Origin of the sequence: Rhodococcus sp. NyZ502, from assembly GCF_041464245.1 — a bacterium.
GTDB classification, from domain to species: domain Bacteria; phylum Actinomycetota; class Actinomycetes; order Mycobacteriales; family Mycobacteriaceae; genus Rhodococcus_F; species Rhodococcus_F qingshengii.
In genome coordinates this window covers 4060392-4074432 of record NZ_CP167155.1, presented here as the reverse complement: position 1 = coordinate 4074432, position 14041 = coordinate 4060392, and the positions used below count along the sequence as shown (strand labels likewise).

Genomic DNA, 14041 nt, shown 5'->3' with positions numbered 1-14041 from the left:
GCTGCGATAGTCTGGGCTGCCGGAGCGAGCGGACCACATGAGTGAGGCACTGAATTGATTTCGGGACAGGACCTGCGATCGCGGCGCTTGCACGTGGGGATCAGTCAGTTCCAGTTCGCCCGCCAGGCGGGAGTCTCGTCAGCCGTCGTCTCCGCGTGGGAACTCGACAAGGCGTATCCGAAGCCACCGGCGGAACGAGCAGTCCTCACGGCCCTCTCCGCGCTGGAAGCGGCCAAGCGTGAGGGCACGTACGCGGCCCCCCGGAAGCGATCGAGCGGTAGTACCCGTGCGCGTCGAGCGACACCGGTCAACGACCCCGCCTCGGTGGCCAGGCGTGCGGTCGCGGGGGCAGGAAACGGTGGCCCCACCGTATTGACGGCGTTCTCCGGTTGTGGCGGTATGGCCGAAGGCTTTCGGATGGCGGGGTTTTCGGTGGAGGGATACATCGAAGTCGTGCCGGAGGCGCGCGCGACCTTCGATCGGAACTTCCCCGGCGCGAAGTGCCTCGGTGAGGACATCCGGGCGATCGACGAAGCCCGTGTGAAAGATCTTCTGGCACAGGTGAATATCGATGTGTTGGCCGGGGGGCCGCCGTGTCAGGGTTTCAGTCTCGCCGGCCGGCGAGACCGCGACGATCCGCGTAACCATCTCTTCCGGAACCTACTCGAGCTCGCCGATCTGGTGAGGCCGAAGGTCGTGGTGATGGAAAATGTTCGGCTGCTGCTGAGCATGAAAGACCCGGACGGTGGGATGGTCGTCGACCGGATTCTCGGCGAGATGGCTGCATGCGGTTATGACGCCTCGGTCAACACGGTGAATGCGCAGGATTACGGAGTGCCGCAGTTCCGGGAACGAGTGTTCATCGTGGCGACCCGCCGCGACAGTGGTATCGGGCCGCTGCGTTTCCCGCCGAAGACTCACGGCGTGAATGATGTTGCACCGCTGAGGACTTTCCGCGACGCCACCGTCGACCTGGCCCCGCTGGAATCCGGGCAGGCCTGCGAGGCGGACCCGCTGCACTGGGCCGTCGAACATCCCGAGCACGTCTTGCGGTGGCTGCGTGATGTACCAGAAGGAATGTCGGCTCACGACAACGAAGATCCGGCGATGCGACCGTCGTCCGGATACAACACGACGTACAAGCGCCTCCGGTGGGACGAGCCGGCGTCCACGGTCGGAACCACTTTCGGGATGATCTCGGCTTCACGCAACGTGCATCCGAAACACACGCGATCGTTGACCGTTCGAGAAGCTGCTCGCCTCCAGACCTTTCCCGACGACTACGTCTTCGAGGGTAAGTGGGGAGCGGTGCGCACCATGATCGGCAATGCGGTGCCGCCGCAGCTGGCGTCGGTACTGGCAGGAGAGATCAAGAAGGCACTCGGCTGAGATAGGGCACCTACGGAAAATGGGGCCGACGATGTCGGCCCCATTTCGAGTTACGCCCTGGCAGGGGTGTGGTCCAAGCGAATCAGCTGAGGTTGAGCTTGGCGATCAACGGCTGGACGACCTTGATGATGTCGATGACGGCGCTGAGGGTGTTGATGGAACCCATGTTTCGGTCCTCCGTGTCGTATGTACAGGTTTGTATGTACAAGGTTGTGTCTGCGTGGTGTTTCTGTACGACCTTGTGTCGCAGACACAAGTTAGCAAACTGGACGCTTGTTTGGGTCGAAATGACCGCTTTGCGCTGAAGTTGCTGAAAAGTTCACGGATTGTTCAGGAACGTAAACAAAAAACAGGCCGGACTCCCCGAAGTCCGGCCTGTCGATGACGCTTTGCGATCAGCTGAATGCCGAAAGTGCGCTGATGAGGCCGATGCCCGCAACTGCGACCTTGAGGACACTCAAGACGTCTTCGAGCTTGACACCCTCGGGCAATACGTTTTCGACAGACTCCATGTTGGATCCTTCATGTGTTGGGGTCGTGGTCCAGTGCCACTGCAAGCAAGATACCCAATCGTGACCACCTGTGAAACCCCGGCACGAAGATCACAGTTGTGTTGCGCCGGACTCACTGGCCGTCGCGACAACGGTGGCTGCCACTATTTGCTCCACGCTGATGCCCGCTGCCGGTAGGCAGTGGTAGAAGATTCGTTCGCAGAGGTCGACCATTTCGCCTCGCTCGAGCGTCGGCTCGTCGATCCAGTTGACGACGATTTCCTCCATGAATGCCTGCCACCCGGCGATTGTCGCCTCCACGGTCGCATTCGATTCGATGCCTAGATTCGTCAGCGCAGCGACGATCCACGTGGTGAAAGTGCGGCGCATGCCTCGGTAGATCGTGCGCATTCGAACGTCGCCACTGCCGGCCATGCGCATCACGGCGAGGTAAATGGTGGGGTGCTCGATAACGGCGTCGACGAATGTCTCGATGCCTGAGCGCAGCTGGGACGTGATGGGTAGCTCGGGATCCGGTCGCATTCGATCTTCGAGATCGGCCGAGGCGGCCTCGAGGATGGCGTTCTGGAAACCCTTCTTGTTCTTGAAGTAGTGGAACAGCAGTGGCGGCGAGACACCGGCCTCGGCTGCGACGCGATCCATCGACAGTTGGTCGAAAGGCTCGGTCCGCAACATGTGTACTGCCACCTCGAGGATTTGCCTCTGACGGTCTTCGGGGGAGCGGGGGACTGCAGCCATTCCGTCATCTTATGTATTGGTTCGGAAGGTTCATTGACTTTTACTCAACGCTGTCTATAACGTGAGGTAACACATACGTGAGGCGAGGAGTCCGACAGTGTCTGCTTTCGACATCGTGGTCAACGACGGGTTGTGGTTCGACGGGACGGGGGCTCCAGGTCTGCGTCGTAATCTCGGAATTCGAGACGGCGTGGTCGCGGAGGTGTCCACGACGCGCCTCGAGATCGGGCCGGACACAGAAGTGATCGACGCGGCCGGCAAATGGGTTCTCCCCGGCTTTGTCGACGTCCACACGCACTACGACGCCGAAGCCTTGGTCAGTCCAGGGCTTCCGGAATCGGTTCGCCACGGCGTCACGACGGTCGTGCTCGGCAATTGCTCGCTGTCGACGGTGTATTCGACGCCGCGCGAGATCGCGGATCTGTTCAGCCGGGTCGAAGCAGTTCCCCACGACGCGGTGCTGCGCATCCTCGAAGCGAACAAGACCTGGACCGGTCCCGCGGCGTACACCGCCGCCCTCGAAGCCCTTCCCCTCGGACCCAATGTCGCGGCCTTCATCGGTCATTCCGACATCCGCACGCACGTACTCGGACTGGGGCGCGGCACCGACAAGAAGGTCAAGCCGACTCGCTCGGAACTCGGCCGGATGGGCTCGATGCTCGAGGATGCCATCGACGCTGGGATGCTCGGCCTGTCGTCGATGACCAATGCCCTCGACAAGATCGACGGCGACGAATATCGTTCTCGCTCTTTGCCGTCTACGTATGCACGGTGGAAAGAGTTCCGATTCCTCAACCGCATCCTTCGTGATCGCGGAAAGATCTTGCAGAGCGCTCCGACCATCAACCTGCATCCGAACGTCGCGGCGTTCTTCGCCGAAAGCTCGGCGATCGGACGCAAGAAGCCGCTCAAGACGTCGCTGCTCTCCGGTGCGGATTCGAAGGCCTATCCGGTGATCGTGTACTTCATGCTCGCTGCGGCCCCACTGCTCAATCGCTTCGCCAAGACCGATTTCAAGTGGCAGCACCTTCCGGTTCCCTTCACCGTCTACGCGGATGGAATCGACCTGGTCGTGTTCGAGGAGTTCGGTGCCGGCGCCGCCGCTTTGCACCTCAAGGACCAGGTGGAGCGCAACGAACTGCTCCAGGACGAGTCGTACCGTCGCGCATTCCGTAAGGACTACGACAACAAGTTCTCACCCCGCATCTGGCATCGCAATTTCTACGATGCGGTCATCGTGGGATGCCCGGACGAGACGTTGATCGGCAAGAACTTCGGTCAGGTCGGTGACATCCGCGGAGTGCACCCGGTGGACGCGTACCTCGACCTGGTGGTGAAGTACGGGCGAGATCTTCGCTGGCGCACCACCATTGCCAATCACCGGCCCAAGTTCGCGAAGAAACTCGCCGCGAGTTCCGGTGTGCAGATGGGCTTCGGCGATGCCGGCGCGCATCTGCGCAACATGGCGTTCTACAACTACCCGGTGCGACTCCTCAAGCGCGTCAAGGACGCTCAGAGTGACCGCAAGCCGTTCCTCACCATCGAGCGCGCAATCCACCGCCTGACGGGCGAACTGGCGGACTGGTACGGCATCGACGCCGGGCATCTACGCCAGGGTGACCGCGCGGACTTCGTTGTCATCGACCCGGCCGGGCTCGACGGGTCGGTGGACGGGTTGTTCGAGGCAAAGGTTCCCGAGTACGGCGGGATCAGCCGGATGGTCAACCGCAGCGACGACGCAGCGGTCGCTACGGTGATCAACGGCCGACTCGTCTACCGCGACGGCGAATTCGCCCCCGGATTCGGAATCGAAAAGACAGGTCAGTTCCTGCGTGCCGGTGAAAAGGCTCCGGTTACCAGGGCCGCGAAGACTAGCGTGGCGCTATGACTACACCGGCGGATCGCCTCACCTCGTACTCCCGGTCCGGGCTGACCTTCGACGTACGCGACGAAGGACCCGCCGACGGTCCGGTCGTGGTTCTCCTGCACGGGTTTCCGCAGGATTCCCGCTCATGGGATCACCTTGCGCCGTTACTGCACGCCCGCGGCTTCCGGACCGTCGCACCGGATCAGCGAGGGTACTCACCCGGCGCCAGGCCGAAAGCGCGCTGGGCGTACCGTGGGTCCGAACTCGCCGCTGACACTGTCGCACTGATCGACGCGCTCGCGGTGGGCAAAGTGCACCTGGTCGGCCACGACTGGGGTGCCGCAGTCGCATGGCAGGTGGCCGCCGAACGGCCGGACTTGCTCGATACCGTGACCGCGGTGTCGGTTCCGCACCCACTGGCGTTCGTCAAGGCGATGGTGACCAGCACACAGGGACTGAAGTCGTGGTACATGGGGGCGTTCCAATTGCCCTTCGTCCCCGAGAAGATTCTGTCCTCCACGTCGGCAGGTGAAAAGTTCCTGATTTCGAGCGGGCAGACGCCGGAGAACGCGCGGCGCGATCTGAACGCCATGCTGGCTCCCGGTCGGCTACGCGGCGGTCTGAACTGGTACCGCGCGATGTGGATGACCAAGCCGAACCCCGCAACTGCCAGGGTCACCGTGCCGACCCTGCACGTCTGGAGTGACGGCGACGCCGCCATCGGCCCCAAAGGGTCTGCGCTCACCCCCGCGTTTGTCGACGGCCCGTACCGGTTCGAGGTTCTCAGCGGCGTGAGCCACTGGATTTCGGACGAGGCGCCGGTCGAGTTGGACCGACTGCTGGGTGAGCATCTCAGCAGCTGACCGCGTTTTGATCACTGAAGCCCCCGCCGTTCGGCGGGGGCTTCAGTCGTCAGCAAGGTCGTCAGCAAGGTCGTCGACCAACCGTGGTCAGCGAGCTCCGAATCGCTCTTCCACCTGCTCCTTCGTCAGGCCGAACTCCTCGAGCGTGTACTTGTGCGACGGTTTGCGAGCACCCGAGCGGCTTTCCTCGTGCATGGCCTCCATCGACTGCTGGGCGGTAGATGTCAACGGGATGTCGAAGTGCGTGTAGATGTTCTCGACGGTTCCCAGTGGATCGGTGACGAAGTCCTGATAGTCGACGTCGATGAACTGCGCGGGATTGTGGTGTGCGCGTGCACTGTCGAACTGCTCGAGCCCCCTGGCCCACAATTCGAGCTGACTTTCGCCGATCACCTTGTCGGTGAACGTGTTCGACCAACCCTCTGTCGCCTGGGCGGCCAGGCTGCACACCGACGGAATGATCGTCGTAGGGGAGCGGTGAGTCTGGATGACGAGAGCGTCGGGGTACGCCTCCATCAATTCGTCGAGCGCAAACAGGTGGCTCGGGTTCTTGAGGACCCACCGTCGATCCTGATCGGGCAGACCGATCAGCTGCAGGTTCTTCTTGTGTCGTGCATAGGCGTTCGACCACTCCTGGTCCTTCAGCCATGCGGAGTACGTGGGTAGATTTGCCAGGCACTCGTACGACACGGACTTGAACGTCTGACGCAAGAGTTGCCAACATTCTTCGACTTCGCTGGCCGACATGTAGTGCACGCCCATGAATTCGGGATGCTCGACGTGGTGTTGACCGAATGTCTCCTCGATCTTGGCGAAGACCGGGTTCGATTCCCACGTATCGCGAGGCGGGCGAGGCTGAGGGAACTCGGTCAGCCACATCTCGAGGCCCTGGTGAGCCGGGTCGACCGTGAGGAGGCGGTGTAAGGCAGTGGTGCCCGTCCGTGGCAATCCGGTGACGAAGATCGGTCGCTCGATCTTGACGTCGGCGTGTTCCGGATGCTCCTTCCACGCCGATTCGCTGAGCAGACGGGCCACCAGGGCGCCGCGAAGGAATACCCGAGAGATCTTGCTGCCGAACGGCGTCAGATCCTCGTCGCGGTCGTAGGACTCGAGCAGGACCGACAGAGCTTCGGTGTAATCGTCGACGCCGAAGTCCGTCAGTCCGGTCATCCGCGTCGCCGAGGCGTGGAGATCCTCGACGGTGCCGACGTGAGTGCGTTCAGTCATGGTGCTCCTAGTGATGGAATTCGCCGCAGTTGACGTCGATGCATTGGCCGGTGATCGCGCTGGCCATCGGAGACGCCAGGAAGATCGCCGCGTCGGATACTTCATCCGTCGTCGGCAGGCGCTTGAGGTCGGTGTTCGACGCAGTGTGCTCGTAGATCTGCTCGACGGTCATGCCGAACTTCTCCGCCTGGTGCGCGAAGTATCCCTTGAGGGTGTCTCCCCAGATATAGCCGGGTGCAATCGAATTGACACGAATTCCCTGCGGGCCGAGTTCGGTGGCCAGGGACTGCGACATGGCGAGCAGGGCCGACTTCGCCATCTTGTAGCTGCCGTAACGCTCTTGCGAATGCCGCAACACCATCGAATTGATGTTCACCACGGAGCCGTCCGACTCGGCAAGTGCCGGCGTGAACAGCTGAGTCAGGCGCAACGCACCCAGTACGGTCAGTTCGATGCTGTCGCGGATGTGCTGGTAATCGGTGCGAGCCAACGGTTTCATCGACGGAATCGAGAATGCATTGTTGATCAGAGTGTCCACTTTGCCGTAGGCGGCAATGGACTCGGCCACCAGATTCTCGGCGGAAGCCTGGTCGGTGATGTCGGTGGCAACGGTGACGGCGCGCCCACCGGCATCGACTATTTCCTTCGCAACGTCGTCGAGTCGCGATTGCGTACGTGCTGCGAGAACAAGACTCGCGCCGGCCGACGCACATCGAAGGGCCAGAGCGCGGCCGAGTGCCGGGCCGACTCCGGAGATGACTACTACACGGTCTTCGAGCAAGGCGGTCATGATTACCCCAGCATTCGGTTGTCGATGGCGGCCTGGCGCTGGGCAATGCGTGCTGCCCAGTCCTCGGCGGTGATGGCGTTGGTGTCGAAATGCGGCAGGTGCTTCGCAATATCTGCGACGGCGACGATTTCGACGGTGGGACCGTCCTGCGGCGTCAGCTCGCGGGACACGCGCTGCCAACGGAACTGCAGAATGCCGCGCGGATGTCCGACGGTTTCGATCCAGTTGGTGACACCGGGGTTCTTCTCGCTGACCACCATTCGAACCATCCCGTCCGGATCGACCTGTGCCTGGCCGTTGTTGAGGGAGGTCTGATGATTGACGTAGTCCAGTGAGATGTACCAGAGGCTCCCCAGTTGGAAGCCGAGATACGGTGCGTCGGAGGCGGGAACGGTGATGATCATCGCCTGCTCGTCGGTGAGTTCGTAATGTCCCACCGACGAGTACTGCGTTGCCAGCCCGCCCGGTGTCAGGCGTGGTTCGGTCATGGTGTTGACCGCGAGCTTGAGGTAGAACCACTCCGGGAACTGGAGCCACGTCTTGACCCGCGTGACCAGTGCCTTCCCAGCCCGGGCGTAACGCTTCTCGGTCTCTTCGGCGGTGAGAGGTGGCGGCGCGATCCCGATCGAATCGGTGCGCTCGATGCGGATCACGCCGCGCTGCTGACTCCAGTCGCTGTAGACCTCGCGAACAACCAGCTGCGAGGATCCGGGCGCCAGGGTGTAGTAGTTGGCTCGTCCGTCGGCGGGGCCGGGGCCGAACCAAGCGACGAAGTTGCCGTCGTCGTCTATCTCCAGCTCGCGGTCGTCGAAGGCAATTTCGCTTCCGGGAACGTTCGAGTTGGTGTAGTTCCCACTCAACACTTGGAAGCTGAGATCGGCTGTGGTGCCGCGCTTTCCGGTGACCTTGTATTCCTTGTCGTCGTTGATTCGGGCGCCGAAGTACAGAGTGTCGGGGTTGTCGAGGCCCATCTTGGTGAATGGTCCGGTGCCCTGGATGAAACTCGGATGGGTCTTTTCGCCGGCCCAGGCGGCATGCGTCGTCGCGATTATTCCGCCGGCCAGATATTGGTATCCCTCCAGTAGATCCTGTTCGGATCTGATGTGCGGCGCAGTCTCGATCAATTTCTCGGCTTCGGCGATCGCCTCGGCAAACGGGTCCGTCAGCACGCTGGCTCCTCACAGTTCCGACTATGTCGCCGGTCCAGAGCGTCGTGGTACAAATATGTACCTATTTGGTAGATGTTGGGTATTTCGACAATAGAACGCGTTCTAGGGAGTGGTCAATGGGTGGACCGGAGAAGACGCCTGAAGAGGGACGCCCGAGGGGGAGACAATCGCCTCCCACCGAACGGGTGGTTCAGGTGCTCGACTACCTCGTCGGTCGCCCTGATCAGCGGTTCGGGCTGTCGGAACTGGCCCGCGCGCTCGAGATCAGCAAGCCCACCTGCTTGGGAATCCTCACGGCGCTGGCTGATCGTGGATACCTGACTCGGGACGAGGTGTCGAAGACCTATGGGCTCGGTCCGGCCTTGATCGCAGCCGGACGTGCAGCTCAGCGGGGATTTGCCGTCGGACCCATTGCCCGCACCCATCTGGAGAAAGTGAGCACGGAGTTCGGGACGACGTGCACGGCGTCCGGTGTGATCGGTGATCAGATCAGCGTTCTCGAAGTGACCGGACCGATCGGCGCGCGTCGCGCCGCCAAGGTCGGTCAGGTGTACCCGTTCGCTCCACCGGTCGGACTGATGTACGTCCTCTGGGGTTCGGATCACGACATGGACAGTTGGCTGAGCAAAGAGCCGAGCCTACCGGTGCGCTTGGATCGCGAGCGTCTGTGGAACGTGGTCCGCGAGTGTCGGGCTGCGGGGTATCTGGTCGAGAGTCTGGATCCCGTCGGGCAGCGACTGCACACGCTGATGGCGGGCGTTGCGACGCACGATCTTCCGCCGGAGGTGCGTGAACTGCTCGGTGAGATGGTCTCGAGCCTGGGCGAGAGGGTGTATCTCGGACGCGACATCAGCTCTGACGACGAGCATCCGGTGAGTCTCATTGCCGCCCCGACCTACGACGCCGAGGGGCATCAGGCCCTTGTGCTCACTCTGTATGTGGGTGGGGCGATCACGGGCGCCGAGATCGAGCGCCGCGCCGCGGCGCTGGTTGCGGCGGCGGATGCGGTGACGGCGGAAGTTGGTGGCAGGAGTCCGGTTCGCGGTCTGTGACGTCTGATTGCCGGTCATTGACCTTTGGGTAGAACGAGTTCTATTCTGTGATTGCGTTCAATTTAGAACCAGTCCGGTACATAAATGTACCGATGCGGAATGGTGTTCCGCACGGAGTACGTGATGCTCAGGAGCAAAAGACATGGCAACACTCCAGACCCCGCCCGCCTACGAGTTGTCGCATCTGCGAGCACTCGAAGCGGAGGCGGTCCATATTTTCCGCGAAGTCGCAGCGACTTTCGAAAAGCCGGTCCTCCTGTTCTCCGGAGGTAAGGATTCCGTCGTGATGCTGCACGTAGCGGCCAAGGCATTCTGGCCTGCCCCACTGCCGTTCGCTGTGATGCACGTCGACACCGGTCACAATTTCGACGAGGTGATCGAATTCCGCGACCAGACGGTCGATCGCTTCAACCTGCGTCTTGTCGTCTCCAGCGTGCAGGACGACATCGACGCCGGACGCGTCATCGAGGACACCGGAGTCGGTTCCAGTCGCAATCGCCTGCAGACGCACGCGTTGCTGCGCGGAATTCGCTACAACAAGTTCGACGCCGTGTTCGGTGGTGCTCGCCGAGACGAGGAGAAGGCGCGCGCCAAAGAGAGGGTGTTCAGCTTCCGGGACGAGTTCGGGCAATGGGATCCGAAGGTGCAGCGACCTGAACTGTGGAACCTGTACAACGGCAAACACCGTAAGGGCGAACATATTCGGATCTTCCCGCTCTCCAACTGGACAGAGCTCGACATCTGGCAGTACATCGAGAGCGAGCAGATCGACCTCCCCGGCATCTACTACGCCCATCGTCGCGAGGTGGTTCCACGCGACGGAATGTTGTTGGCACGCACCCGTTTCCTCGAGCTTCGCGCCGGCGAAGAGTCCTACGAGGCGTTGGTGCGCTTCCGTACGGTCGGCGACGCAACGTGTACCGGATGTGTCGAATCGTCGGCCGAAACACCGGGCGCTGTCGTGGAAGAAGTTGCGGCGAGCCGTATCACGGAGCGTGGCGCAACCAGGGCTGATGACCGGATTTCCGAAGCTGGCATGGAAGATCGTAAGAAAGAGGGGTACTTCTGATGCCGCAACTGCTGAGAGTCGCTACAGCGGGCAGTGTCGACGACGGAAAATCGACACTCATCGGCCGGTTGCTCTACGACTCCAAGTCGATCTTCGAGGACCAACTCGAGGCCGTGGAACGGAGCAGTCGAGAACGCGGCGACGAGTACGCCAACCTCGCGCTACTGACCGACGGATTGCGCGCCGAGCGTGAACAGGGCATCACGATCGACGTGGCCCACCGGTATTTCGCGACCCCTCATCGGAAGTTCATCATTGCGGACACTCCCGGGCACGAGCAGTACACCCGCAACATGGTGACCGGCGCGTCGACGGCCGACCTTGCCCTGATCCTGGTGGATGCTCGCAAAGGGGTGCTCGAACAGACGCGGCGGCACGCCTTCTTGTCCACTCTCCTGGGGATACCCCACCTCGTGCTGTGTGTGAACAAAATGGACCTGGTGGGCTGGTCTCAGGAACGGTTCGAGGAGATCAAGGAAGAATTCCGACAGTTCGCGATCAAGTTGGACGTCCACGACCTGACGTTCATTCCGGTCTCGGCGCTGTTGGGGGACAACATCGTTGCCCGGACCGAGAACATGTCCTGGTACGACGGGCCTTCTCTGCTGCACCATCTCGAGCAGGTGCACATCGCGTCGGATCGCAACTTGATCGACGCTCGGTTTCCGGTGCAGTACGTGATCCGTCCGCAGAAGCAGACCGACGCCGACCTCCACGATTTCCGTGGATACGCCGGAACGGTGGCCAGCGGCGTCTTCAAGCCCGGCGACGAAATCGTGGCTTTGCCTTCAGGATTCACCTCGACGGTGAAGGCAGTCCACGGGCCGGGCGGTGACGTGATCGACGAAGCGTTTGCGCCCTCGGCCGTATGCATCGAGCTGACCGACGATCTCGACGTCAGCCGCGGGGACCAATTGTGTCGGCTCAACAACCGGCCGCAGGTCGGGCAGGAAATCGATGCGATGGTCTGTTGGTTGACCGAACAGACAACTCTGTCGGAGAACAATCGCTACTCGTTGCTGCACACCACGCGCTCCACGAAAGCGCAGATCGTCAAGCTCGACTACCGGCTGGACGTCAATTCTCTGCACCGCGACGAGAAGGCAGAATCTCTGTCCCTCAACGAGATCGGCCGCATCTCGATCAAGACGCAGCAGCCGTTGATGTTCGATCCCTACCGCCGCAACCGCGTGACGGGCAGCTTCATTCTCGTGGACGAGACCACGGGCAATACCGTCGCCGCCGGAATGATCAACGGTCCGACGCTCAAGGAATCGCGCGTCGTCTGGCACAGTTCGGAGGTTTCTCGCGAGGAACGTGCGACTGCCGGCGCCACCGTGTGGCTCACCGGTCTCTCGGCCTCGGGTAAGTCGACGATCGCGGTGGAACTCGAACGCCGCTTGGTGGCCGCGGGTATTCCGGCGTACCGCCTCGACGGCGACAACCTCCGGCACGGATTGAACGCGGATCTGGGATTCAGTGCCGATGACCGCGCCGAGAACGTCCGCCGAGTCGGCTCGGTGGCGCAGTTGTTCGCTGATTCAGGTGCAGTGGCAGTGGCCTGCCTGATAAGCCCGTACCGCGAAGATCGTGATCGAGTGCGGGCGGCGCACGAGGCCGCCGGGCTGAAGTTCGTCGAGGTCTACGTCGACACCCCGATCGAGCAATGTGAAGCCCGAGACCCCAAGGGCATGTACGCCAAGGCCAGGGCCGGGGAAATCACGGGATTCACCGGAGTCGACGATCCCTACGAAGCTCCGACAAGTCCCGAGCTGGTGATCAGACCCGAAGACGGAACGCCTACCGAACTTGCGCTGCGAATTATGGAAGTGTTGGACCGGTGAGCGAATCCACACACAGCAGAATCGCCGACGAGGCACTCGCGGCGGAATTGGCGCAGGCCGCCGGTGCGATCCTCCTGGGGATCCGAGCCGAGGGTCTGGGTGTCGACGACGGTCGTGAACTGGGTCGCCGGGGCGACAAGGCCGCCGATTCCTACATCCTCGACCGGTTGGCTGCCGAGCGGCCGGGCGATGCCGTGCTCTCTGAGGAATCTGCCGACGATCGCAGTCGTCTGGATGCAGCTCGGGTCTGGATCATCGATCCGCTGGACGGCTCCAAGGAATACGGCTTGCCGAATCATGCGGATTGGGCAGTGCACGTGGCGCTTTGGGAGCGCGGTAGCGGAATTACCGCAGCCGCGGTTGCTCAGCCGGCGCTCGGAGCGGTGTACTCCAGTGGCGACGAGGCAGCTTCGGTTGCCGCCAACTCGCCGCTCCGCGTAGTAGTCAGCGGATCGCGACCACCCGCATTCACCGAAGCGGTGGCAGCCGAACTCGGCGCCGACGTGGTGCACATGGGATCGGCCGGCGCCAAGGCGATGGCGGTGGTGCGCGGCGAGGTCGACGCGTACCTGCACGCCGGTGGGCAGTGGGAATGGGATTCGGCTGCGCCCGTCGGCGTCGCACAGGCGGCGGGACTGCATTGCAGCCGCATCGACGGTTCGCCGCTGCTCTACAACGAATCTCATCCGTACCTGCCGGATCTCGTGATCTGCCGACCGGAGTTGTCGGAGTCGATCCTGGGCGCAATTGCCAAGCACTCCACGGAGTCTGCGGTCAGCGGACGCGTCGCCATGGCGCGTGAATACGTGAACGCATTGCTCACTCATGACGCAGCGAAGGTCCGCTTCGCCGCCGACGCCTGGCGGGTCGAGAACGGTCAGCGAACCGGTGACAGCGGCGCCTTCATCAGCAACGAGCTCGAACAAGGCCAGCAATATCGCGGAATCGTGGCGATACGTGAACTCGCGCTGCGTGAGTGGGGCGAGAGCGTAGTAGCCCGGTATCTGCTCGACCTCGGAACACCCGGCCAGGCACCGGCCGTCACGGTTTTCGTGACCGAGTACTTCGGGATACCGGCAGGCGAGATCGAAAGCATCCTGGCAATCATCGAACCCCACGAAGACGATTCGAAAGAGGCTGGAACACAATGACATCGGACAAACTGATCACCGATTTCTGTGCGCTGTGGGCAGACGCCGATGTTGCAAAGATCGTCGACTACTTCACCGATGACGTCGTTTATCACAACATCCCGATGGAGCCCGTGGTCGGTCGCGAGGCCGTCCGGGCGTTCATCGAGCAGTTTGTCGGTGCCTTCGGCAACATCGACTTTCAGATCAAGCGTCAGGTCGCGGACGGCAACACCGTCATGAACGAGCGCGTCGACGTCTTCACCATCAACGGCGCCGAGGTAGCGCTCCCGGTCATGGGGGTGTTCGAAGTCGAGGACGGAAAGATCAAAGCCTGGCGCGACTATTTCGACATGGCGCCGATCAATGCGGCAGCCGGCCAGGCCTGATC

13 protein-coding genes are annotated in these 14041 nt (G+C 62.1%); 8 read left to right on the top strand and 5 right to left on the bottom strand.

From position 1 onward, the window contains the following. Positions 1 to 54: 54 nt before the first annotated feature. The gene (gene dcm, locus ACBG85_RS18715; protein WP_372024311.1) at positions 55 to 1389 is read left to right on the top strand and encodes a DNA (cytosine-5-)-methyltransferase; all 1335 of its coding nucleotides are present in this window, start codon (positions 55 to 57) and stop codon (positions 1387 to 1389) included. 82 nt (positions 1390 to 1471) lie between these two features. Here the strand turns inward: dcm and ACBG85_RS18710 are convergent, their stop codons facing one another. Further along, entirely contained in the window at positions 1472 to 1597 is a 126-nt protein-coding gene (locus ACBG85_RS18710; protein ID WP_255246884.1) for a hypothetical protein, read from the bottom strand. Between the two features lie 394 nt (positions 1598 to 1991). Next, positions 1992 to 2639, bottom strand: coding sequence for a TetR/AcrR family transcriptional regulator (locus ACBG85_RS18705; RefSeq protein WP_042923173.1), 648 nt, complete (start codon positions 2637 to 2639; stop codon positions 1992 to 1994). Positions 2640 to 2736: 97 nt separating this feature from the next. Here ACBG85_RS18705 and ACBG85_RS18700 point away from each other — a divergent pair, with 97 nt between their 5' ends. Next, complete coding sequence (locus ACBG85_RS18700; RefSeq protein ID WP_204856357.1) at positions 2737 to 4527, top strand: amidohydrolase family protein; 1791 nt, start codon at positions 2737 to 2739, stop codon at positions 4525 to 4527. Further along, positions 4524 to 5369, top strand: coding sequence for an alpha/beta fold hydrolase (locus tag ACBG85_RS18695; protein ID WP_372024308.1), 846 nt, complete (start codon positions 4524 to 4526; stop codon positions 5367 to 5369). The genes ACBG85_RS18700 and ACBG85_RS18695 overlap by 4 nt, the downstream gene beginning before the upstream one ends. Positions 5370 to 5456: 87 nt before the next feature. Here ACBG85_RS18695 and ACBG85_RS18690 read toward each other — a convergent pair whose 3' ends face one another. Genes ACBG85_RS18690 through ACBG85_RS18680 form a run of 3 tightly spaced genes read right to left on the bottom strand, consistent with a single transcriptional unit; the run spans position 5457 to position 8555 of the window. After that, positions 5457 to 6596, bottom strand: coding sequence for a sulfotransferase (locus tag ACBG85_RS18690; RefSeq protein WP_007726163.1), 1140 nt, complete (start codon positions 6594 to 6596; stop codon positions 5457 to 5459). 7 nt (positions 6597 to 6603) lie between these two features. Next, positions 6604 to 7386, bottom strand: a complete 783-nt coding sequence (locus ACBG85_RS18685; protein ID WP_007726165.1) for an SDR family oxidoreductase — start codon at positions 7384 to 7386, stop codon at positions 6604 to 6606. 2 nt (positions 7387 to 7388) lie between these two features. Beyond that, positions 7389 to 8555, bottom strand: a complete 1167-nt coding sequence (locus ACBG85_RS18680; protein ID WP_030537322.1) for a hypothetical protein — start codon at positions 8553 to 8555, stop codon at positions 7389 to 7391. A 116-nt stretch (positions 8556 to 8671) separates the two neighbouring features. On the opposite strand from ACBG85_RS18680, the gene ACBG85_RS18675 reads away from it, so the two are divergent. The 5 genes from ACBG85_RS18675 to ACBG85_RS18655 all read left to right on the top strand — a co-directional run bounded on the left by ACBG85_RS18675 (position 8672) and on the right by ACBG85_RS18655 (position 14039). Further along, a complete protein-coding gene (locus tag ACBG85_RS18675) occupies positions 8672 to 9607 on the top strand; it encodes a helix-turn-helix domain-containing protein (protein WP_039972651.1) in 936 nt (311 codons plus the stop codon). Positions 9608 to 9749: 142 nt separating this feature from the next. Beyond that, complete coding sequence (cysD, locus tag ACBG85_RS18670) at positions 9750 to 10676, top strand: sulfate adenylyltransferase subunit CysD (protein ID WP_209922761.1); 927 nt, start codon at positions 9750 to 9752, stop codon at positions 10674 to 10676. Next, the gene (cysC, locus tag ACBG85_RS18665; protein ID WP_003941334.1) at positions 10676 to 12520 is read left to right on the top strand and encodes an adenylyl-sulfate kinase; all 1845 of its coding nucleotides are present in this window, start codon (positions 10676 to 10678) and stop codon (positions 12518 to 12520) included. Before cysD ends, cysC begins: the two co-directional genes overlap by 1 nt. After that, positions 12517 to 13671, top strand: a complete 1155-nt coding sequence (locus ACBG85_RS18660) for a 3'(2'),5'-bisphosphate nucleotidase CysQ (protein ID WP_372024304.1) — start codon at positions 12517 to 12519, stop codon at positions 13669 to 13671. The genes cysC and ACBG85_RS18660 overlap by 4 nt, the downstream gene beginning before the upstream one ends. Beyond that, positions 13668 to 14039, top strand: a complete 372-nt coding sequence (locus tag ACBG85_RS18655; protein WP_007726173.1) for a limonene-1,2-epoxide hydrolase family protein — start codon at positions 13668 to 13670, stop codon at positions 14037 to 14039. The genes ACBG85_RS18660 and ACBG85_RS18655 overlap by 4 nt, the downstream gene beginning before the upstream one ends. Positions 14040 to 14041 lie beyond the last annotated feature (2 nt).